General features: G+C 61.0%; 20 protein-coding genes and 1 rRNA gene. 8 read left to right on the forward strand and 13 right to left on the reverse strand.

All coding sequences use genetic code 11. From position 1 onward, the window contains the following. The 3 genes from rrf to MON38_RS17835 form a co-directional block, all read left to right on the forward strand. Positions 1–85 (forward strand): 5S ribosomal RNA (rrf, locus tag MON38_RS23005); the annotation flags it as partial. 162 nt (positions 86–247) lie between these two features. Next, the gene (gene rodA, locus MON38_RS17830) at positions 248–1,543 is read left to right on the forward strand and encodes a rod shape-determining protein RodA (protein ID WP_241937517.1); all 1,296 of its coding nucleotides are present in this window, start codon (positions 248–250) and stop codon (positions 1,541–1,543) included. Between the two features lie 197 nt (positions 1,544–1,740). Next, positions 1,741–2,880: a hypothetical protein gene (locus MON38_RS17835; RefSeq protein WP_241937518.1), complete on the forward strand. Its 1,140-nt coding sequence runs from the start codon at positions 1,741–1,743 to the stop codon at positions 2,878–2,880. Here MON38_RS17835 and MON38_RS17840 read toward each other — a convergent pair. Continuing rightward, positions 2,849–3,907: a hypothetical protein gene (locus MON38_RS17840; RefSeq protein WP_241937519.1), complete on the reverse strand. Its 1,059-nt coding sequence runs from the start codon at positions 3,905–3,907 to the stop codon at positions 2,849–2,851. The two genes, MON38_RS17835 and MON38_RS17840, sit on opposite strands and share 32 nt — an antisense overlap. Beyond that, the gene (locus MON38_RS17845) at positions 3,900–5,090 is read right to left on the reverse strand and encodes a hypothetical protein (RefSeq protein WP_241937520.1); all 1,191 of its coding nucleotides are present in this window, start codon (positions 5,088–5,090) and stop codon (positions 3,900–3,902) included. The genes MON38_RS17840 and MON38_RS17845 overlap by 8 nt, the downstream gene beginning before the upstream one ends. Positions 5,091–5,126: 36 nt before the next feature. Here MON38_RS17845 and MON38_RS17850 point away from each other — a divergent pair, with 36 nt between their 5' ends. The 4 genes from MON38_RS17850 to recO all read left to right on the forward strand — a co-directional run bounded on the left by MON38_RS17850 (position 5,127) and on the right by recO (position 9,518). Further along, the gene (locus tag MON38_RS17850) at positions 5,127–5,447 is read left to right on the forward strand and encodes a 2Fe-2S iron-sulfur cluster-binding protein (protein WP_241937521.1); all 321 of its coding nucleotides are present in this window, start codon (positions 5,127–5,129) and stop codon (positions 5,445–5,447) included. Between the two features lie 155 nt (positions 5,448–5,602). Then, positions 5,603–6,229: a thymidine kinase gene (locus tag MON38_RS17855; RefSeq protein ID WP_241937522.1), complete on the forward strand. Its 627-nt coding sequence runs from the start codon at positions 5,603–5,605 to the stop codon at positions 6,227–6,229. A 75-nt stretch (positions 6,230–6,304) separates the two neighbouring features. Then, entirely contained in the window at positions 6,305–8,671 is a 2,367-nt protein-coding gene (gene porZ / locus MON38_RS17860; RefSeq protein ID WP_241937523.1) for a type IX secretion system anionic LPS delivery protein PorZ, read from the forward strand. A gap of 127 nt (positions 8,672–8,798) precedes the next feature. Beyond that, the gene (recO, locus tag MON38_RS17865) at positions 8,799–9,518 is read left to right on the forward strand and encodes a DNA repair protein RecO (RefSeq protein WP_241937524.1); all 720 of its coding nucleotides are present in this window, start codon (positions 8,799–8,801) and stop codon (positions 9,516–9,518) included. Positions 9,519–9,591: 73 nt separating this feature from the next. On the opposite strand, the gene MON38_RS17870 is transcribed toward recO, so the two are convergent. From MON38_RS17870 to MON38_RS17890, 5 genes are all read right to left on the reverse strand, one after another. Beyond that, a complete protein-coding gene (locus MON38_RS17870; RefSeq protein ID WP_241937525.1) occupies positions 9,592–10,539 on the reverse strand; it encodes an FKBP-type peptidyl-prolyl cis-trans isomerase in 948 nt (315 codons plus the stop codon). 27 nt (positions 10,540–10,566) lie between these two features. After that, positions 10,567–11,070, reverse strand: coding sequence for an FKBP-type peptidyl-prolyl cis-trans isomerase (locus tag MON38_RS17875; RefSeq protein WP_241937526.1), 504 nt, complete (start codon positions 11,068–11,070; stop codon positions 10,567–10,569). Between the two features lie 10 nt (positions 11,071–11,080). Further along, on the reverse strand, positions 11,081–11,677 hold the full coding sequence (locus tag MON38_RS17880) for an FKBP-type peptidyl-prolyl cis-trans isomerase (RefSeq protein WP_241937527.1): 597 nt from the start codon (positions 11,675–11,677) through the stop codon (positions 11,081–11,083). A 91-nt stretch (positions 11,678–11,768) separates the two neighbouring features. Next, positions 11,769–12,812 carry an FKBP-type peptidyl-prolyl cis-trans isomerase gene (locus MON38_RS17885; RefSeq protein ID WP_241937528.1) on the reverse strand — a complete coding sequence of 348 codons (1,044 nt, stop codon included), beginning with the start codon at positions 12,810–12,812 and terminating at the stop codon, positions 11,769–11,771. A 38-nt stretch (positions 12,813–12,850) separates the two neighbouring features. After that, positions 12,851–13,897 carry a DHH family phosphoesterase gene (locus MON38_RS17890; protein ID WP_241937529.1) on the reverse strand — a complete coding sequence of 349 codons (1,047 nt, stop codon included), beginning with the start codon at positions 13,895–13,897 and terminating at the stop codon, positions 12,851–12,853. A gap of 225 nt (positions 13,898–14,122) precedes the next feature. Between MON38_RS17890 and MON38_RS17895 the strand changes: the two genes are divergently transcribed. Continuing rightward, a complete protein-coding gene (locus tag MON38_RS17895) occupies positions 14,123–14,533 on the forward strand; it encodes a nucleoside-diphosphate kinase (protein ID WP_241937530.1) in 411 nt (136 codons plus the stop codon). Positions 14,534–14,643: 110 nt separating this feature from the next. Here MON38_RS17895 and MON38_RS17900 read toward each other — a convergent pair whose 3' ends face one another. The 6 genes from MON38_RS17900 to MON38_RS17925 form a co-directional block, all read right to left on the reverse strand. Beyond that, positions 14,644–15,930, reverse strand: a complete 1,287-nt coding sequence (locus MON38_RS17900) for a nucleoside permease (RefSeq protein ID WP_241937531.1) — start codon at positions 15,928–15,930, stop codon at positions 14,644–14,646. Positions 15,931–16,077: 147 nt separating this feature from the next. Then, the gene (locus MON38_RS17905) at positions 16,078–17,193 is read right to left on the reverse strand and encodes an alkene reductase (protein ID WP_241937532.1); all 1,116 of its coding nucleotides are present in this window, start codon (positions 17,191–17,193) and stop codon (positions 16,078–16,080) included. A gap of 319 nt (positions 17,194–17,512) precedes the next feature. Then, the gene (locus MON38_RS17910; protein ID WP_241937533.1) at positions 17,513–17,902 is read right to left on the reverse strand and encodes a hypothetical protein; all 390 of its coding nucleotides are present in this window, start codon (positions 17,900–17,902) and stop codon (positions 17,513–17,515) included. Between the two features lie 256 nt (positions 17,903–18,158). Continuing rightward, positions 18,159–18,773 (reverse strand): superoxide dismutase, encoded by a 615-nt coding sequence (locus tag MON38_RS17915; protein WP_241937534.1) that lies wholly within the window; start codon positions 18,771–18,773, stop codon positions 18,159–18,161. 106 nt (positions 18,774–18,879) lie between these two features. Further along, positions 18,880–19,314: a nucleoside deaminase gene (locus MON38_RS17920; RefSeq protein ID WP_241937535.1), complete on the reverse strand. Its 435-nt coding sequence runs from the start codon at positions 19,312–19,314 to the stop codon at positions 18,880–18,882. 138 nt (positions 19,315–19,452) lie between these two features. Further along, a complete protein-coding gene (locus MON38_RS17925; RefSeq protein ID WP_241937536.1) occupies positions 19,453–20,007 on the reverse strand; it encodes a hypothetical protein in 555 nt (184 codons plus the stop codon). Between the last annotated feature and the right edge of the window lie 121 nt (positions 20,008–20,128).

Raw genomic sequence — 20,128 nt, forward strand, 5'->3', positions numbered from 1 at the left:
CTCTTCCCATTCCGAACAGAGCCGTTAAGCCCCGGTGCGCCTATGGTACTGCCTTCACCGGTGGGAGAGTCGGTCGCCGCCAACCTTTTCCAAGGAAAATCCCCTTCGCATGCTTTCACCAGCGCGCTAAGGGGATTTTTGCTTTCCATGGCGATTGGTATAGTGTGCTATTGAATAGGTAGCGACTACCTGTCGCTCTTAGGGAGAAAAGATGTAATTTTGAGGTAATTATTAATCTGAATTATCTGTGCAAGTTTCTCCGGCTCGCTATAGCCGAAATATTGACTGGATTACGGTATTGCTCTATACCGTTCTGGTTGGTTTAGGGTGGGTGTGCATTTATGCTTCAAGTTATTCGCCGGATGCGCCGAATAATCCACTAAATGTTATGAGCTTTGACAAGCTCATGGCATTCAATTGGTTTAAGCAGTTGCTGTGGATTGGGACGGCGTTGGTGCTTATTGTGATTTTGCTGGTAGTGGATTACAAGGCGTACGATACTTTGGCGTATGCACTGTATGCGGGGATGATTGTGCTACTGCTGGTAACAATGGTAGTGGCGCGACCCATTGCGGGTTCAAGGTCGTGGTTGGAACTTGGGCCCGTGCGATTGCAACCGGCAGAATTTGCGAAGTTCACAACTGCACTGGCTGCTTCGCGGTTTATGGCCAGCATTAATCTTCGATATCAGAACTGGCGCGACCAGTTGGTGTTGGCAGGTATTACGCTGTTGCCGCCACTGCTTATTGTGGCTTCTAATGAATCGGGGCAGGCGTTGGTATTTGGGGCATTGCTGCTGGCATATTTTCGGGAAGGGATGTCGCCGCTTATTCTGCTGTTGCTGGCCGCTGCGGGTATTATTCTGCTGCTGGCTTTGCTGGTGCCGAAACTGTGGTTGGTACTAGCATTCACGGTGATATTGGTCGTGGTGTTAGGCATAAACCGCCGAATATTACGACATCACCTGCCGTTGGCGGTGGGGGTGTGGGTGTCGGTAATCGGCATGGTGATAGGGGTTGATTTCTTCTACAATAAAGTGCTGCAGCCTCATCAACGGCAGCGGATAGAAATTCTCCTTAATCCGTCTTCGGACCCTTTGGGCAAGGGATGGAACGTGACGCAGAGCAAAATTGCCATTGGGTCGGGCGGATTGTTGGGGAAGGGCTTTTTACAAGGCACTCAAACGAAATTTGACTTTGTGCCAGAACAGAGCACTGATTTTATTTTCTGCACGGTAGGAGAAGAATTCGGCTGGATGGGAAGCCTCGTAGTGCTCGGATTGTATCTGACCTTGCTTTGGCGAATCATTTATGTAGCTGAGCGACAGAAATCGGTATTTGGGCGGACGTATGGCTACTGCGTAGCATGCGTGCTGTTTTTTCATATTACGGTGAACGTGGGGATGACCATTGGCTTGGCGCCGGTGGTGGGAATTCCGCTGCCGTTTTTCAGTTACGGTGGGTCGTCGTTGTGGTCGTTCACTATTTTGTTATTTAGCCTGCTGGCTTTAGACGCGTATCGCAAACAAGACTTGGTTCGCTGATGGAGCGCGGGCGAGTTCCGGCCTGGGTTTGGATGGTACTGGTGGTGGCTCACGTACTAGCGCTGGCTTGGGTGCTCCAGAGTGGACACTGGAATTTTCCGGATTCGGGGCGCTATCAGCAGGCAGCCAGTAATTGGGTTCAGTTTGGCCAACTATATGCACGGAAATGGCCAAACACACCTCCTTATGGGCAGGCAGTGCAGGAGTTCACCATTCGCCCGCCGGGGTATCCGGCGATGCTGGTTGCTTTGGGCGGTGTGGCGGGACCGTGGCTGGTGCTGCTGGTGCAGAACGGGCTCAGCGTACTGGCGTTGGGCGTGGTGCTGGGTTGGTGGGGTAGGCGCGCACACCCACTGCCTCAGCAATGGCTGGCAGCGGTTGCGTTGGCGCTGACATTTCCAGCACAGCTCATTTATGCCAATGCGGTGATGAGCGAGGGAATGCTCCAGATTCTTTTGCTGGGGTTGGTCGCGGCCTTGCTGGCTTTCTATCGCACTGGCAAGTGGCGGTACTGGTTGGGGGCCGCGGCTGCGGTAGCGTTGGCGTTGCTGCTGAAGCCGGTTTGCGGGTTGCTGGCCGGGGCCTTTGCACTAGCTGGGTTGGTAGCTGGTTGGCGCACGCGGCAAGCGTGGGCAGTGATAATAGGCCTGCTTCCGCTACTGGTAGCAGGCGCCTACATGGCCTGGAACCAGCAGCGGACAGGCTATTTCCACTTTTCCAGCATAACCGAAATCAATTTGTTGCACTACAATGCGGCCGGGGTAGTGCGGCAAGTGGATGGGGCTGCAGCGGAGGAAGCCTGGGTAGCCAAGGTGTTGCGGGCGGCCAATGCGCAACAAAGCTTCGCGGCCCGGCAGCAGCTAATTCAGACAGAAGCGGGAGCCGTACTGCGGGCGCACCCGTGGGTGTATGCCCGGCAGCACTTGCTGGGGATGATGACGTTTTTCCTCGACCCTGGCCGTTTCGATATCAGTGAGTTTCTGGGGCTGGCACCGCTGGCAGGTGGTGGCTTGCTGGCGCAGGTGCGGGCGGGCGGGCTATGGCGTGCCATTGGGCAACTGCCCTGGGGGCTGCTCGCGGGGCTGCTGCTAATACTGCTCGCTAATATCACGCGATTGTTGCTGGCGGTGCGCGGCTTTCGGGAGCTTGGGCAAGGAACGGGCCCGGAACGGGCCGGACGTTGGCTGGCGGTAGGGTTGCTGGCTTATTTGGCACTGATGACAGGCCCACTGGGAGCGGCGCGCTTTCTGATGCCGGCCTGGCCGCTGCTGCTGGCCCTAGCGTTGGCAGGACTGCGGGCACCGACTAGACCGGTATCAGCCGCCGCCACTGCGTGAAGGTGAGCGCGAGCAACGTGCAAAAAACCGGAGTGGCCAGATAGCCCATGCGGCCAAGGTCGCCGGATAGCAGCATGTGGGCCGCAACGACGGCAAGGAAGCTAATTTCGGCTGAGCCAAATGTCGAAAAAAGGCCCGTGGTGATGATGGCGCTGCGCTGTTGCCGGATAAAAGCTAGCAAGGGGATGAAGGTGAACAGACCAAAGATGCTGAGCAATTCGCCGAGGCCTTTAAAAGAGGCCACCCGGTGGAACGAATAGCTGAAGTTATCGAGGTGCGACAGCGCGTTGCTAACCGATTGGTCGGCGGATATGGCTAGGCGGCTATCAATGACCTGATGGGTGATGAACAACAGTACCAGCCCTCCCGCGAGTGCCAGGAGCTGACGGGGCCACCCCAACGCCGGCCGGCCAAACCATAGGAGCCAAGGCACCAGAAACAGAAACGACTCTTTGGCAAGCGGGCCAAGTGCCAAGGCCAGCACCACTGCCCAGCCGCTGCCGGGGCCGCGCCGCACAGCGTAATAGCCCAGCCCGAAAACGAGCAGGTACAGGCTGTCGGTGAGCGGCAAGCCGGCCGCATATTCGGCCCAGCGACTACTGAGAACGGCCAGCATGGCCAGCGCAGCGGCGGTTGGGGCAGCACCAGCCTGCCGGGCCGTGTTGAACCAGCAGGCGCCGGCCGCGCCGAGCAGCAGGGAATTGACAAGGTAAAATGCGAAACGCAAAGGCCATTGGCCTGCTGGCCGTTGCGGCCAGATGTGCGCGTATACTTGGGAAACAGGCGCTGCGACGGCGGCGGCGGCGGCGGGTACCAGCACACGGTAGCGCCGGGTCACATTCACGCTATCAAAGCGCCCGCTGGCCATGCGCAGGTAGCTGCGCGTGTCGAGCGAGTGCGAGAAGTCGTAGTGCACGTACATCGGATAGGCCAGGTTGGCCAGGGCGGCCACCGCCAGCAGCCACGGCAACAGCCAGCGGCGCAGGCGTGGGCTCGACGGCAGCACGATGGACGCGAGGCTAGGCAAACTTGCGTTCGATGAGCTTCAGCAGCTTGTTGACGTGCTCTTCCTTGCGGCTCCAGTCATAGCGCTGCGAAAGGTCGTTGCTGACGTAAGCACGGGCTTGCTCGGCGGTAGGCAGCGAATCGAGGTGTTGGATGGCGGCGTGGTAATCCATGTTTTCGCCGTTGAACAACTCGTTGATGAAGCTGAAGCGCTGGTTGATGGAAATGGCTTCGCGCAGGGTTTCGACCCTGGGCCCGGCGCGCTCGGCCAACGATGCGGGGGCGGCTGTGGGGCGGAGTGTATCGGCCAGGGCCGGCGCAGCGGGCTGGCCAGCTCTCAGCTTTTCGTGCAGCGGAATAGGCACTGCTTCGGTATTGGGCAGTGGCCGCGCCGGGGCCGGCACCGCTGCTGGCGCGGCCACTGGCGGCTCCAGCAGCGGTGCCGGCGCTTCTGGGGCAGCGGGTGCCGGGGCGCTCACGAATGAGGGCGTAGCGATGGGTGGCGTGGGTGTAGCCGGTTCGGTTGGGGCAGGGGCGGGCTCCGCCGTAGGGGTATTCAAGGACGATACCGGGCCATCTTCCAGCAGGTCGGCAGTAGTGAGGGGCAGCAGGGAGCTAAGTTCCTCAACCACGCGCTGCATGGACTGATGGGCTCGGTAATTGGCGGCGTGGTACAGTTCGAAACGGTGGGTGAGGAAGTCGCGGCTCAGCGGGTTGTTGGCTGAGAGACTGTCGAGAAACCCCTGGTAAAACGCTTTGTCGATATCAATGTAGCGCGCGGCATCGCGCAGGTTGGCCAGCGTAGGGTGCTCGGCCGCACCCAACAGCAGGCGTTGGAAGCTACCCAGCGGGTCGGCCACCAAGGCCAGCGTATCGGCAGCGGCCTGGGCCAGCAGGGGTTCAAATGCCGCCCGGCCCAGGCGAATGTGCCGTGAAAGCACGTTCATGAATTGCGTGAGGGCGGCTTGCACCGCCTCGGCTTCAAAATCGAAGTAGGCGCTGCGCAGGCGGGTGGTTTCGGCCTGCCACTGGCCCAGCAGCTGGCGCACCACCAGCAGGTTGAGCTGGCGCATGGGGGTGAACTTGAGCACGGCCGGGCCGTCGAGGGTGGCGTCGGGTTGGGGGCCGAAGTGTTGGTCGCAGAGCCGGGCGGCCAGGCGGCGGCCATACTGGGCGCACTTGGCGAGGCTATATTTGTCGTTCATAAAAAGGCCGGTTTCGGTGGCCGAAGTTAGGCACAAATGCCCCTGCTCACGATTGAAAACTTGCCCGGCGCAGCCATCGAGGTGCCCGCCGATGCCACGCTGCTGGCGGCCCTGCAAGCCGCCGGGCACGACTGGATGCATGCCTGCGGGGCCAAAGGCCGCTGCACCACCTGCCGCGTGCAGGTGCTGGCCGGTGCCGAGCACCTGGCCCCGCTCACGGCAGCCGAGGAGCGCTACCGGGCGGCTGGCCGCCTCTTGCCCACCGAGCGCCTCACCTGCCAGGCCCGGCTCGTCGCTGGGCAGGTAACCGGCCGCGTGCCCGAAGCCACCAAACTGCCGCACGTGCAGTACTGCTAGCGGCGCGATTATTCGCACCGGGCTACCGAATGCAAGCAGGCAGTTAGTCAGCCGCTTTGCCCCGATGCGAGGTGTTAATTGGGGCCGAGGGCGCTTTTCGCTTGGGTGTTCGTCGCTAACTTTAGGTTTCCAACCCACCTCAAACGCGCTGCACCTTGTTTATTGAACCCCGCGTCGGCAACCGCCACAACGCCCCGCGCCGGGGCTGGATTGAAGTGGTGTGCGGCTCCATGTTCTCGGGCAAAACCGAGGAGCTGATTCGCCGCCTCACCCGCGCCCGCATTGCCCGGCAGCGGGTCGAAATCTTCAAGCCCGCCCTCGATACCCGCTACCACGCCGAAGACGTGGTGAGCCACAACGCCGCCCGCATCCGCTCGACGCCGGTGGCCATTGCCTCGGAAATTTTGCTGCTCGCGGCCGGCTCCGACGTGGTGGGCATCGACGAAGCCCAGTTTTTTGACGACTCGCTGGTGGATGTGTGCGCGCAGCTGGCCAACAACGGCACCCGCGTCATCGTGGCCGGGCTCGACATGGACTACCTCGGCCGCCCCTTCGGCCCCATGCCGGCGCTGCTGGCCACGGCCGAGTACGTCACCAAAGTGCACGCTGTGTGCGTGTGCTGCGGCGAAATTGCTTCTTACTCGTACCGCATCGCGGCCAGTGCCAGCCAGGTGCTGCTCGGCGAAACCGACTCGTACGAAGCCCGCTGCCGGCCCTGCTTCCTCGAAGGCCAGCAAGCCAAGGCACCGGCCAGCGTCGAGCCGGCCCAGGCCGCGCACTAAACGGCCAAGCCCGGCGTTAGGCCCCAGCGGCCGATGGGTCGGTATTCCTTTCACATTGAGATTTTTGCTGCGCGTATGTTGCACCTTTTCCGTTGGTTGGCTGGAGTAGTGGGAATAATGCTGCTGGCTGGTGCAGCCCAGGCCCAAAGCACGGCTGGTTACGGCGACTGGCAGTTGCATCTGCCCACCAACCATCCCACTCACCTGGCCGACGACGGCGACCGGGTATACGTGGTGGCCGAAAACGCCTTTTATCTTTTTGATAAGAAGCTGAATACTACCCAGGTTCTTTCGCACCGCGATGGCCTGAACGACGTGGCCGCCGTGGCAGTGGCTTACGATTCGACGACCCGCCAAACCGTGGTGGCCTACCGCAACACCAACATTGATGTGCTAACGGCCAGCGGCCGCGTGCGCAACCTGAGCGACGTGCTCCGCAAGGCGATTCAGGGCAGCAAGGACGTCAACCAACTCACCGTAGAAGCCGGCAAAGCGTACCTCTCGACCACGTTCGGACTGGTCGTTATTGACCTTAACAAGCTGGAAGTAAGCGATACGTACAGCAACATTGGCCCCGGCGGCACCGTGGTGAACGTGTACGATGCGGCCGCAGCCAACGGCTACCTGTACGTGGCTACTTCTGCCGGGCTGTTGCGCGGCGCTTTGGCCAGCAACCTGCTCGACTACCGCAGCTGGACGCAGTACCTGCCCGTGCCGCTGAGCACCACGCAGCAAATTTACCACTACGTAGCAGCGTACGATGGCAAGGTGTATGCGGCAGTGGGCGGAAGGTTTGCCGGCGGATTGTACGTGTTCAATCCGGCCGGGGCAGGCAGCTGGCAGGCAGTGCCCAATACCTACACGGCACAGTTTCGCAACTTGCGCACCAGCAGCATCGGCGCATTAATAATTGACGACGATGCCGGCGTGCGCCGCGTCGACCGGGGCGGGAACGTGAGTGTTGTAGTGGCTCCCACGCGTGGCACGTCGATTCAGGATGCCGTGCGCTCGCGCGATGGCAGCTATTTCCTGGCCAATTACCAGTTGGGCCTGCAGCGGCTGCGGCCGGGGCAGCCCGCCGAAACGTTTCTGGCCAATGGGCCCGAAACCAGTCGGGCTTTCAGCCTGCTCGCCGATGCGCGTACCAGCATCGTGGATGTCTTCACCGGCCGGTATTCAGACCGGTATCAGCCGGACTATGCGCGGGCCGGTTTCTACGAGTATGCCAACGGCCAGTGGACCAACGTAACGGCCACTGCGTTCCCCAGCGTGGCCGATTTCCCCAACCCTACCAGCCCGGTGCGCGGCACCCGCACGCCCGATGGCACCTTGTATGTGGGCAACTACGGCGGTGGCCTGCTCGAATGGCAGGGGCCGGGCAAATTCCGGCAATTCGGGCAGAACACGCCAGCCGCCAACCCGCTTCTGGGCACCTTCGGCGATGCTAACCGCGTCGAAATAACCGATGTGGCGGCTACGCCCGAGGGCAAGGTCTGGGTGGTGAACCGCCACCTGCGCGACGGCATTTCCGGCTTGTCGATTCTGGACCCGGCCACCACCACCTGGAAAGTTATTCCGCCCACACCGGGCTTTGATGCGCTCGACCGCATTGCGCTGGACAATTTTGGCTACGCGTGGGTGTCGGTATCGCGCAAGTCGGACCGCGGCGGCGGGTCGAGCGCGGCCCCCGGTATTTTTGTCGTCGACCCTGAAAATGCCAATCCGCCGCGCTTTTTCACCGTGGCCAATGGCCTGCCCGACAACCAGATTTATGAGCTGGCGAAAGACCGCCGGGGCTATATCTGGGCGGCCACCATCAAGGGGGTAGCGGTATTCAATGACCCCAGCGGACCGTTTCAGTCCACTCTGGGCTTTAGCACGCCCACCGTGCAGCGTGGCGAAGGCACGGGATTTCCGGCCCTATTTACCGAAGTGGTGCACGCCATTGCCATCGATGGCGGCGACCGCAAATGGTTCGGTACCGACCACGGCCTGTGGCTCTTCAGCCCCGACGCCGAAGAGGCCTTGCTGCACTTCACCACGGCCAACAGCCCGCTGCCTTCCGACCGCATCGTGGATGTGAAGGTGAACGACAAAACCGGCGAAGTCTGGGTGGCCACCGATGCCGGCGTGGTAGCTTACCGGGGCGGCGCTACCGTTACCGAAGGCGAGCCGAGGTGCGCAGCGGCCTTCCCCAACCCCGTGCGGCCCGATTTTCAGGGTATGGTGGGCATCACCGGGCTGGCCAACAACGCCATCGTGAAAATTACCGACGTAGCCGGCCACCTTGTGTATGCCACCACGGCGGCCGGCGGGGCCGTGACGTGGAACCTGACCATGCCCGACGGCCAGCGCGTGCGCTCGGGCATCTACCTGGTGCTCTCGACCGATGCCGACGGCAAAAACGGCTGCGTGAGTAAAGTGGCCGTGCTGAGCAAATGATTCTGGAATGTGCAAATGTGCGTAATGTGAAAATAAAACAAAGGGCTTGAACGGGAACAGACTCTCCCGAAGACCCAGGGTATTTTCACATTGGACACATTTCTACCGCATTTTCACATCATAAAACATGCTAATCAAAACCCGAGGCATCGTCCTCAGCTACCTCAAATACCGCGAAACCAGCATCATCGCCCGCGTCTACACCGAGCGATTGGGCGTGCAGACCTACGTGGTGAACGGCGTGCGCAAAGCCAAGCCGCCCGGGCGCATTGCCCTGTTTCAGCCCTTCACGCTGCTGGAGCTGGTGGCCTACGTGGCCCGCGGCAGCAGCGGCCTCACCCGCATTTCCGAGTTTCGCTGCGCCGAGCCATTCCAGACGTTGCCCTACGAGGTGCAGAAAAGCAGCGTCGTGCTGTTCCTGTCGGAAGTAGTAGGCCGGGCCGTGCGCGAGGAAGAGCAGAACGAGCCGCTGTTTCAGTTTCTGCACGATTCCATCCTGGCCTTCGACCGGCAAACGGCCGGCGCGGAGAATTTCGCGCTGGTCTTTCTGCTGGAACTGGCCACTTACTTGGGGTTCGGCATCAGTTCGGGCGGTGAGCTGACCGACCAGGTAATTATGGCCGGCCACGCCGCCACGGCTCCCGGCGCCAACGGCCCCGCCACGCTGCGCCTGCGCGAGTTCGACCACTACTTCGACGAACTGCTGCGCGACCCGGCCAGCAGCACCATTCCCAACGGCCGCGTGCGCCACGAACTGTTGAATGTGCTCATCCGCTACTACCAGCTGCACGTGGAGCAGATGGGCGAGATTCGCTCGCTCGAAATCTTGTCGGAAGTGTTGAATTAGGAATTTCGGCTACACAAGAAGCAGCCCCAACGTCACCTGACATTGGGGCTGCTTCTTGTGTAGCCGAAACCCATTATTTAATGTCGAGCAGCTCGACCTCGAAGCGCAGCACGGTATTCGCTGGAATGTCGGCTCCGGCCCCGCGGGCGCCGTAAGCCAGCGGCGACGGGATGAGCAGCACCGCCTTGCTGCCTTTGGTGAGCATGGCAATGCCCTGGTCCCAGCCCGGAATTACCTGTTCCACGCCCAGCGTGAAGCTGAACGGCGTATTGTTGCGCTTGGCCGTCGAATCAAATTCCTTGCCCGTGCTCAGCACCGTGCCCCGGTACAGCACACTCACCGTCTGGCCCTTTTTGGGCGGCAAGCCGGTACCAAGTTTCTTGATGATGTAGTAGGTGCCGCCGGCCGTTTTGCGGGCGGTGGCGTGGTTTTTCTTCAGGTAAGCGGCTATCAGCGCGTTGTCAGTTGCCGTTTGGGCTACAGCGGCCTGCGCGGCCTTCTTCTCCATGGCGGCCTGCATCTGCTTCTGGCGGGCCATCATCTGCTCCATCGTCAGCAGCTCGCGGGCGCTGGCCAGCACCGTGAGCGTGTTGCCGCCGCGTTTGATAAAGGGAGGTACCGGCTGGCGGAACGTTTTGGCAAACACGGTATCGGCCGGAAAGCGGAACACGGCGCTGTCGCCGGGCAGCAGCAAGCCCAGGGCCTCTTCGAGGCTGCCGGGCGTGGTTTGGGGCGGCAGGGCCACGGGCTGCGGCATGGGCTGCATGCGGCGCGAACTCATGAGCACCGAGTCGCGCCCGGTGCGGAACTCCATGAACACGGTGAGCACCTGGCCGGCGCGGCTGGCGTACGGCGCGTCGGTCGGGGCCAAGGCGCGGGGCTGGTACTTACCGGTCGCATCGGCCCGGAACAGGCGATACTCGGTGCCTGAAGGCAGGCGGGCGAACGGCTGGTCCTGCGCCTGGGCAGGGCGGGCTAGCCCCAGCAGCGCGGTCAGCGCGCTGAAAAGAAAATATTTCATAGGGAACATACAGAATAGCCGGGCTCTTTAGCGAACGCCGACAATCTCCAACTCGAAAACCAGCGGGGTATTGGGGGGCACCAGGTACTGCTTGTCGTCGTCGGGGTTGCGCACACCGTTGGCGGCATAGCCCAGCGCCGCCGGAATCCAGACCCAAACGCGCGAACCCACGGGCAGCAGCGGAATCACTTCATCGAGGCCGGTGATGACTTCGTGCCGGCCCACCCGAAATTTCAGCAGGCCGCCCTGTGCTTCGGAAGCGTCAAAAAGGTGGCCGTCGGGCAAAAAGCCGGCGTAGCGTGCGCTCACCCGTTGGCCATGCTTGGGGAGCGGGCCGGTGCCGAGCTCCCGAAACACGTAGCGCACGCCGTGGGGCGTGCGCTGCGGGGCTGCATGTAGGGTGTCGAGTGGCGGCCGGAGCGAAGTCGTGCCCGGCCCGGCCTGCGCCAGTGCGTGGCCGGCCGGTGCGGCCAGCAACAGCAGCAGGAAACCTCGGAAAAGCCGGGCGCGGCCGTTATTGGTCGATGACATGCGAAGCGGCTTATAAAATCTCGAGAATCTCTATGTCGAACATCAGGGCCGCATCGGTCGGAATGCCGGTAGTGCCGTTGGGGCCATAGGCCAGGCGCGACGGCACCAGCAGCAGCTTGCGGTCGCCTACCCGCGAAAGCAGTAATCCTTCGCCGAAGCCTGCCGTCAGGCCGGTGCCGGCCGTGAACACTGCGCAACCGCACACCGTGCGATTATCGGCCGAGTTGTCGAAAATAGCCCCCTGCGGGTAGCGCGGGTCGCCATACGAAGCCGGGTAGCCGGTAGAAGCCGGGTGGGCCCCGTTGCTTAAAAACCGCCCCACGTACTTCATGCGCACCTGATTGCCCGTTTTCACGGCCGCTCCGGCGCCATCTACCAAGTTCACGACGTAGAGGCCTGAGTTGGTCTTGGTCGCTTTGGTCAGCAGGTTGTTGCGGCGCAGGTAGCTCTGAATCGTATCGTCGTCGATTTGCTTAAGCTGGTCCTGATGCTCACTCAGTTGCTTTTGCAGCGTGGTTTGGCTGTTGCAACTCCACAGGGCAGGAGTTGCCAGCAGCAAAAAAGCAGCCAGCAGCCAGTGGCGCGTCGGGAGCAGGGAAGTATTCATATCGAGAGGAGCTAACATAATTCCGGCCAGCAGGGGCCCGGGCCGTGGCACCGCGCCACCCGTTGGCCGGAATCGGGAGAAATAAAAATAACTATTGAACGGCTACCAGCTCCACTTCAAAGCGCAGCGGGGCGTTGGCCGGAATGTCGGCACCAGCGCCGTTGGGGCCATAAGCCAGCGGCGACGGAATCAGCAGAATGGCTTTGCTGCCGGGGTTCAGCAGGGCAATGCCTTCGTCCCAGCCCGGAATAACCTGGCCCAGGCCGATGGGGAAATCAATCGGGCGGCCCTGCTTGTCCGACGAGTCGAACAGCTTGCCGCTCAGCAGCGTGCCGTTGTAGTTCACGCTCACAATCTGGCCGGGCTTGGGCTTGTCGCCGGTGCCGGGCTTCAATACCTGGTAATACACGCCCAGGGGCGTTTTCTGCATCGTCAGGCCGTTTTTCTTGATGTAATCCTGCAGCAGGGCATCGTCTTTTTTCATCTGCTCGGCTACTTTCGACGTGCCCAGCATGGTTTTCATCGCCTGCTGCTGCGCGGCTACCTGCTTCTGGAACTCGGGCGAAGCCATGCGCTTCTTAATCTGAGCGGCCATCGAGCGCTTCTGCAGTTCGGGCTCCATGGCCTTTTCCTCCTCGGCCGTGGCCAGTTTCGGCGTGGTTGCGACGAACATCTGCACGAAGTTGCCGCCGCGGCGCAAGAAGGGCGGTACCGGCTGGCCCGACTTGGGCTTGATGAGCGAATCGACCTGGAAGCGGAACACGCCGCTGTCGCCGGGCTGCAGCAGCGACAGGGCCTCGTCGGGCATGCCTTTCTGCTTCAGCTCCTGCAGGGGCATGGGCACGGCCATGCGCATGTCGGTGCGGGTGTTTTGCAGCACCGAGTCCTTGCCGGTGCGGTATTCGGTGTAGCCCATCAGGAACTTGCCCACCCGGTCTTTGTAGGTCGGGTCGCCGTCGGGGCCGATTTCGCGCCGCTCGTAGCTGTTGCCGACTTTCTTATAAATCTTGTACTCGATGCCGGACTTGGTTTTGGCAAAATCACCGTCGCTCTTGTTGCAGGCGGTGAGAGAAGCGAAGCCCAGCACGCCGGCCGCCAGGGCCAGCTGCCGCGCAGAGCGGGAGGAAAAACGCATGAAATTAAAAAAGGTGAAGGGTCAGAAACGGTGTAAAGTTACGCCACCGGCGGCGCTACGGCTGCCGGTACTCCCGTGAGCTGCTCCTTGTACTCGGGAAGGATGCTCAGGAAGCGGTCGACGGTTGCATCGAGGGGCTCGTAGCTGATGCCGCCGGAGGCATTGTGGTGCCCGCCGCCATCGAAATGCTTGCGCGAGAAGTCGCTGACGGAGAAGCTCCCCACCGAGCGGAACGAGATTTTAACGGCCACGCCGCGGTCAATAAATACGGCCGCAAACACGATGCCCTCAATGCTCAGCGCGTAGTTCACCAGGCCCTCGGTATCGCCGGTTTTGCTCTGGTACTGGCGCAATTCCTCCTGCGTGATGGCGATGTAAGCGGTGTTGAACTCGCGGTTCACCACCAGCTTGTCCTTCAGCACGAAGCCCAGGAAGCGCAGGCGGATTTCGGAATGCGAGTCGTAGATGCGGCGGTGCACCGACGATAAATCAATCTGCACCTTCAGCAGCTCGGCGATAATTAAATGCACGTTGCGCGAGGTGCTGGGGTGGCGGAACGAGCCCGTATCGGTCATGATGCCCGCGTAGAGCGCCTCGCCCATGCCCTTGGTGATGAGGTCCTGGTCGCCCAGGTCGCGGATGATTTCGAAAATCAGCTCGGCCGTAGCGGCGGCCGTGGGCACCGAGAAGACGATGTCGGCAAAGTCCTCGGGCTGCTGGTGGTGGTCGATGAGCACCTTGGTGGCGCTGGCTTGGCGGATGTACTCGCCCAACTCGTTGATGCGGCCCAGGCAGCTGAAATCGAGGCAGCAGATGACCTCGGCGCGGGCAATGAGGTCGCGCACCTGCCGGTCGTTCTGGCGCTTTTCGTAGATAACCACCTCGTCGTTGCCCTCCATCCAGTTCAGGAAGGCAGGGTAATCCGACGGCGTCACGACCGTGACGTGGTGGCCCTTTTGCTTGAGGTAACCGGCCCAGGCCAGCGACGAGCCCAGCGCGTCGGCGTCGGGCTTGTGGTGGGTGGTGATGACAACCTGCTTGGGCTGCGCCAACAACGCCCGCAGGGCGGAAATGGAACTAGACATCGACAACGTGAATGGCCCTGATGAAAACGGCGGGCCGGTGGCTTACAAAGAATTGGGCCGGCAAAAGTCGGAAGAAATCTTGTCTTAACAGCGCAAGCCCCTCGGAAGGTTCTCGCAAAAGCGCTGAACCGCGCCGCCGGCCCGGCCAATGCCCGCGGCTGGCTTTGGTGCTACTTTTGTGGCGCAATACGTTTTTTCAACATCCAATTTCCCCCGACCAACGCAATGGCCACCAACCGCACATTCACGATGATTAAGCCCGATGCCGTTCAGGAAAACCACATTGGTGGTATCCTGAGCATGATTGAGGCCGGCGGCTTCCGCATCGTGGAGCTCCAGAAAATCAACCTCACCGCCGAGCGCGCGGGCCAGTTCTACGCCGTGCACGCCGAGCGTCCGTTCTATGGCGACCTCGTGAAATACATGTCGAGCGGCCCCATCGTGGCGGCTATTCTCGAAAAAGAAAATGCCGTGGCTGATTTCCGCACCCTCATCGGTGCCACCAACCCGGCCAACGCCGAGGAAGGCACCATCCGGAAGAAGTACGCCAAGAGCATCGAAGCCAACGCCGTACACGGTTCGGATTCGGACGAAAACGCCCAGATTGAAGGCGACTTCTTCTTCGGCAACAAGTAGTTCTGCTCGCCGCAAGGCAGCAAAAAGCCCGCTCTGCATGCGCAGAGCGGGCTTTTTCTTTATACCAAAAACAGACTGTTTTTATACCAATCTTGTATTGTCGAGCTTACTTACGCTTGTTCTACCGATAGCAATGAGTTGGCGGGCGTGACTTCCTCGACTGGCTGCGTGGTGTGCTTGTGCTTGAATATAAACACGAACAGCACGGCAATAACCAGGGAGTAGCCCGCAAACGTGAGCCAGATGTTGTGCCAGTCCTTCACGCCGTTGGCATCGGTGAAGTAGTGCTGGATGATGAGGCCGCTCAGCGAACTGCCCAGCACGGCCCCAAAGCCGTTGGTCATCATCATAAACAAGCCCTGGGCGCTGGCCCGGATGCTGGGCTGCGTCTGAGTTTCGACGAACAGCGAGCCCGAGATATTGAAGAAGTCGAAGGCCATGCCGTACACGATGCACGAGAGGATAATCATCCAGAGGCCCTGGCCGGGGTTACCGTAGGCGAACAGGCCGAAGCGCAGTACCCAGGCAATCATGCTGAACAACATCACCTGCTTGATGCCGAAGCGGCGCAGGAAGAACGGAATGGCGAGGATGAACAGCGTCTCGGAAATCTGCGAGATGGACATGATGATGGCCGGATACTTCACCGTGAGGGTGCCCTGGTACTCCGGGTTCTTGTCAAAATCGTGCAGGAAGGTGTCGCCGTAGGCATTGGTGAGCTGCAGCGCAGCGCCAAGCAGCAGCGCGAAGAGAAAGAAGGTCAGCATTTTGCGGTCGCGCAGAATGGCGAACGACTTGAGACCGAGGATTTCGGCTAGGTTCTGGCTCGACGTGCTGGCCGACTGGGGCGGGCAGGCGGGCAGCGTGAACGAATAAATGCCCAGCAGAATGGCCGCGCCAGCCGCCACGTAGAACTGGCTGGCCGACTTCTCGAAGCCGAGCAGGCTTACCGTCCACATGGCCACGATGAAGCCGATGGTGCCCCACACGCGGATGGGCGGGTAGTCCTTCACCACGTCGAACCCCTGCCGTTTCAGGATGGAGTAGGATACGGCAATGGACAGCGCCAGCGTGGGCATGTAGAAAATCATGTTCAGCAGGATAACCCAGAAGAACGTGCCGGGGTCCGTTACCATCGGGATGGTAAGCAGCACGAGGCCGCCCAGAATGTGCAGCACGCCGTAGAGCTTTTCGGCGTTCACGTACTTATCGGCCACGATGCCCATGAGCGAGGGCATGAAGATGGAAGCAATGCCCATGGTCGAGAAAATGGCGCCAAACTGGGCACCGGACCATTGCTTCGTTTGAAACCAATAAGCGCCAATCGTAATCAGCCACGAGCCCCAGATGAAGAACTGGAGGAAACTCAGGACAGTAAGGCGCAGCTTCGTATTCATGCGGGAACGGGGCAAAAGGGGTGGGATAAGACAAATGCAGGCGCGGCGCACGAGCCACGACCGTCAAAGATAAATAAAAAAGCCCCTGCGAAGCGCCCGGTGGGGGACGAGCTTCGCAGGGGCTTCAATTCGCCGTTGAGGGCCTTTTTACGCCTCGTAGGTGGGCGAGAACGTGCCGGCAGGCTGGCCGTCGGCGGTGGGGTAGTGGGTGTAGCCGTCGGCGAAACCGTTGGGGCCGGGAGCGTAGAAGGTGGCCTGGTCGGCCTCGGCCAGGGGCTGGCCGGCTTGCAGGCGCTCCACGAGGTCGGGGTTCGAGATGTAGGCGGTGCCGAAGGAGATGAAGGCGGCGCGGCCGGCGAGGTCGGCTTCGGTGCGGGCCAGGTCGCGGTAGCCGCCGTTGTAGATGACGGGGCCGGTGTAGGCGGCGTGGATGCTGTCCAATACCTCGGCCGGGATGTAGCCCGTGGCCACGAGGTGCACGTACGCCACGCCGATTTTTTGCAGCTCGGCGGCCAGGTAGGCGTAGGTTTCGGCCATTTCAGGGTAGGCGCCCATGTCGTTGAAGGTGCTGCCCGGCGAGAGGCGCACGCCGGTGCGGTCGGCTCCGATTTCGGCGGCCACGGCGCGGGTGACGTCGAGCACGAAGCGGGCGCGGTTCTGCACGCTGCCGCCGTATTCGTCGGTGCGCTGGTTGCTGTTCGGGTTCAGGAACTGCTCGGGCAAGTAGCCGTTGGCACCGTGCACTTCCACGCCGTCGAAACCGGCTTCCAGAGCCAGCTTGGCGCTTTGAGCGTACTGCTGCACTACTTCGGCCACTTCGGCGGTGGTGAGGGCGCGGGGCGCGGGCTGGTCCTGCATCTGCTGCTGGTCGGTCCACATCTGGCCTTTGGCGGCGATGGCCGAGGGGGCGACGCCTTCGGCACCCTCGGGCAGGTTGAGGGGGTGGAACACGCGGCCGGCGTGCATGAGCTGAATGAAGATGTGGCCGCCGTGGTGGTGCACGGTTTCCGTCACACGCTGCCAGTTGGTGGCTTGCTCCGGCGTGAACAGGCCAGGAATGCGGGCGTAGCCCAGGCCGTCGGCCGAGGGCGACACGCCTTCGGAGATGATGAGGCCGGCGGTGGCGCGCTGGCGGTAGTACTCGGCCATCAGCTCGTTGGCTTCGTTGCCCAGGGCGCGGCTGCGCGTCATGGGGGCCATTACGATGCGATTGGTGAGGGTGAGCGGGCCGAGTTGGGCGGGCTCAAAAGCTTTGCTTGACATGAGGTCGAATGAAGTGGCGTCGTGCGTGAGTCGCCGGGTTGGTTGAAACGCGGTGATAAAGCAGGTACGTACACGAATTGTTTTCGACTGGTTGTTCTTGGTGCAGCGAAAGGGTTGATTTTTTGTAAAAAATGCAGTTCAAGAAATGCGTCTCTATTATGCATTTTGTAAACTTTGATTGGTAGACGAGTTTCTTGAATTCAATAGGAATCGCAAGGCTGCTAGAGCGCCTCTAGAAGTGAGCTCATGAGCTCAAGCGGGTGTTTACCCAATGGAGCGTAATACTGACTTACCCCGCCTGCGTGCCCGAAACGGCTACTTACAAGCCCTCCCTCACGTCGCGTGCGGTGCGCCGAAAATGCTTGGGCCTTAGCTTGCGCCGCACATCGGGGGGAATGGCCACACCTTGGGCGTAGCGCTGGATGATTTCCTGTTCCCGTGCCGGGCTAAAGCGCTCCCCTTTTAGCAGCCCGGCCACCATGGGCACGCCGCCGTAGACGGTCGCCGCGGTGGCGCTGCGCGCCGCCGACGGTTGGGCCCGCCGGCCGACGCCTTCGTCGACGGCCACCCCCGCCCCAGTAGCGGCCCAAGCCTGTCCGTTGCCGCGCTTCTGGGCAAACAGGTGGTGCACCGCGAGCACGGTATCCCGCTGGCTGAAACCCGGCAAAGACAGCAGCAGGAATGCAACGATTAACCAAGTCTTTCTCATAGTTTGCAATCAAGTCGCCGCACGCCTCGTTCAGCCAAGTACCATCGACTCAACGGCCAACGGCGCGGGGCGGTTGGACGTGCAAAGTTAGGTAGGTCCGCGCAAAGCACTACCGCGCGACCGTAGGGGCCCAACTCTGCCGGATTCTAGGTTTAAATAAACGGTCATATGTGTAAAAGCCAGACCAGTTCAATATTGCCAAAAAAGGCCCGCCTCCTACCGGAGACGGGCCTTTCTAGTAACAATGCGGCCGAAACTACGCGGCGTAGGCCTCGGCGAAGCGCTTGTTCACTTCGTCCCAGTTGATGAGGTTGAAGAAGGCGGCGATGTAGTCGGGGCGGCGGTTCTGGTATTTCAGGTAGTACGCGTGCTCCCACACGTCGAGGCCGAGCACGGGAATGCCTTTGCAGCCCGTTTCGGGCATCAGCGGATTGTCCTGGTTCGGGGTCGAGCAGATTTGCACCGAGCCGTCGGGCTGCTTGCACAGCCAGGCCCAGCCCGAGCCGAAGCGCGTGGTGGCGGCTTTGGTGAACTCCTCCTTGAACTTATCGAACGTGCCGAACGCCTTGGTGATGGCTTCGCCAACGGCGCCGGTGGGCTGCCCGCCGCCGTTGGGCGACAGGATGGTCCACCACAACGAGTGGTTCCAGTGGCCACCGCCGTTGTTGCGCACGGCCACCGGGGCTTTAGCAATGTTGTGCAGGATTTCTTCCAGCGACTGGTTTTCCATTTCCGTGCCCGCGATGGCCGCGTTCAGGTTAGTCACGTAGGCCTGGTGGTGCTTCGAATGGTGGATTTCCATCGTCTGGGCGTCAAACGTGGGTTCCAGCGCATCATAGCTGTAGGGCAACTTTGGCAATTCGAAAGCCATAATTGAAAAAGGTTTGGGTTGGTGAAGAGAGAGCGGAAAGTGTTCTGCTTAAACCGCCGGCCACGCGCATAGTTGCACGGGCCACCGGCGATGCTTCAAAAGTAGATTATTTCCGCTTCATACTGAAAAATTGCTGCATCAGTTCGGCGCAGGCCGCGGCTTGCACGCCGCCGCGCAGCTGCGTGCGCCGGTGCAACAGCTGCCCGTGGCGGCGGAAACCCACTTTGGGCTCCTCCGCGCCGAACACCACGGCTTTTAATTGGGCCCAGTAGCTGGCGCCGGCGCACATCACGCAGGGCTCGATGGTAACGTAGAGCGTGCAGTCGGCCAGGTATTTATTGCCGAGGTAGTTGGCAGCGGCGGTCAGAGCCAGCATTTCGGCGTGGGCCGTTACGTCGCGCAGGCGCTCGGTCTGGTTGTAGCCGCGCCCGATAATCTGGTTTTCAAACACCACCACGGCCCCGATGGGAATTTCATCGGCGGCGAGGGCCTTTTCGGCCTCGGCCCGCGCCTGGGTCATGAAGTAGTCGTCGTCGGGCATAATGGTAGGAGCAAAACATAAGCCGTCTGTCATCCTGAGCGCAGCGAAGGACCTTCTCACGTTCGCATCGTTGGAATTACTGCAAGCTGTTCAGCCGTGAGAAGGTCCTTCGCTGCGCTCAGGATGACAGACGGAAGCTTATTTCTTCATCACAATCGCGCTCATTACGGCCTGGGCCGTGGGCTGCCACTGCGCCTGCTCGTCGGCGGGGGCCACGAAGGTGAACACGTACAGCTGCGAGCCTTCGATGGCGTACTGCACCACCTGGTAGCGCTTGATGGGCGTGAGCTGGCTGTTGCGGCGCGTGTCCGATACCGTCGAGATAAACTCGAAATAGATGAAGTCGCGCCCGTTCACGGTGCGAATGTCTTCCTTGATAAAATCGACTTTGGTGTAGAGACGCTGGATGCTGGACTTGTAAATCTTCAGCAGCACGCCGTAGTCAAAGCTCTCGAAGGTGGTGGGGCGCACGGCCACGCTGTAGTCGACGCGGCCGCTGGGGTTGGAGTACACGGCCAGCGGCTTGCGCGGCGAGGGGTATTTTACGGCAATGCCGTCGTCGGGCAGCGGCGCAAATTCCTTCGGCACGCCCACCGAGAGGGTCGAAGCCAGCTTCACCGTGGTGAGCTTGGGCTTGGGCGCGAAAGCCAAAAGGCCCAGCAACAGCAGCAACAGCAGGGGCATGCGTTTCATAGAGAGGGGAGAAGCGGCGATATAGGAATACAAAAGAACGGCAAAATGCACGGCCAGGCGCGCCGCTGGATGGCTAAAAGAACGTCATGCAGAGCGCAGCGAAGCATCTTTACCGCGCAAC

Source organism: Hymenobacter cyanobacteriorum (assembly GCF_022631375.1).
In the GTDB taxonomy this organism is placed as follows: domain Bacteria; phylum Bacteroidota; class Bacteroidia; order Cytophagales; family Hymenobacteraceae; genus Hymenobacter; species Hymenobacter cyanobacteriorum.

What these genes read in the sequence shown, in the direction of transcription:
- MON38_RS17885 (WP_241937528.1), bottom strand. Translation starts at nt 12,812, where the DNA reads ATGCGTTTTTCCTCCCGCTCTGCGCGGCAGCTGGCCCTGGCGGCCGGC.
- MON38_RS17875 (WP_241937526.1), bottom strand. Translation starts at nt 11,070, where the DNA reads ATGTCATCGACCAATAACGGCCGCGCCCGGCTTTTCCGAGGTTTCCTG.
- MON38_RS17870 (WP_241937525.1), bottom strand. Translation starts at nt 10,539, where the DNA reads ATGAAATATTTTCTTTTCAGCGCGCTGACCGCGCTGCTGGGGCTAGCC.
- MON38_RS17880 (WP_241937527.1), bottom strand. Translation starts at nt 11,677, where the DNA reads ATGAATACTTCCCTGCTCCCGACGCGCCACTGGCTGCTGGCTGCTTTT.
- MON38_RS17850 (WP_241937521.1), top strand. Translation starts at nt 5,127, where the DNA reads ATGCCCCTGCTCACGATTGAAAACTTGCCCGGCGCAGCCATCGAGGTG.
- MON38_RS17920 (WP_241937535.1), bottom strand. Translation starts at nt 19,314, where the DNA reads ATGCCCGACGACGACTACTTCATGACCCAGGCGCGGGCCGAGGCCGAA.
- MON38_RS17845 (WP_241937520.1), bottom strand. Translation starts at nt 5,090, where the DNA reads ATGAACGACAAATATAGCCTCGCCAAGTGCGCCCAGTATGGCCGCCGC.
- MON38_RS17895 (WP_241937530.1), top strand. Translation starts at nt 14,123, where the DNA reads ATGGCCACCAACCGCACATTCACGATGATTAAGCCCGATGCCGTTCAG.
- MON38_RS17900 (WP_241937531.1), bottom strand. Translation starts at nt 15,930, where the DNA reads ATGAATACGAAGCTGCGCCTTACTGTCCTGAGTTTCCTCCAGTTCTTC.
- MON38_RS17915 (WP_241937534.1), bottom strand. Translation starts at nt 18,773, where the DNA reads ATGGCTTTCGAATTGCCAAAGTTGCCCTACAGCTATGATGCGCTGGAA.
- MON38_RS17890 (WP_241937529.1), bottom strand. Translation starts at nt 13,897, where the DNA reads ATGTCTAGTTCCATTTCCGCCCTGCGGGCGTTGTTGGCGCAGCCCAAG.
- recO (WP_241937524.1), top strand. Translation starts at nt 8,799, where the DNA reads ATGCTAATCAAAACCCGAGGCATCGTCCTCAGCTACCTCAAATACCGC.
- MON38_RS17910 (WP_241937533.1), bottom strand. Translation starts at nt 17,902, where the DNA reads ATGAGAAAGACTTGGTTAATCGTTGCATTCCTGCTGCTGTCTTTGCCG.
- porZ (WP_241937523.1), top strand. Translation starts at nt 6,305, where the DNA reads ATGTTGCACCTTTTCCGTTGGTTGGCTGGAGTAGTGGGAATAATGCTG.
- MON38_RS17905 (WP_241937532.1), bottom strand. Translation starts at nt 17,193, where the DNA reads ATGTCAAGCAAAGCTTTTGAGCCCGCCCAACTCGGCCCGCTCACCCTC.
- MON38_RS17925 (WP_241937536.1), bottom strand. Translation starts at nt 20,007, where the DNA reads ATGAAACGCATGCCCCTGCTGTTGCTGCTGTTGCTGGGCCTTTTGGCT.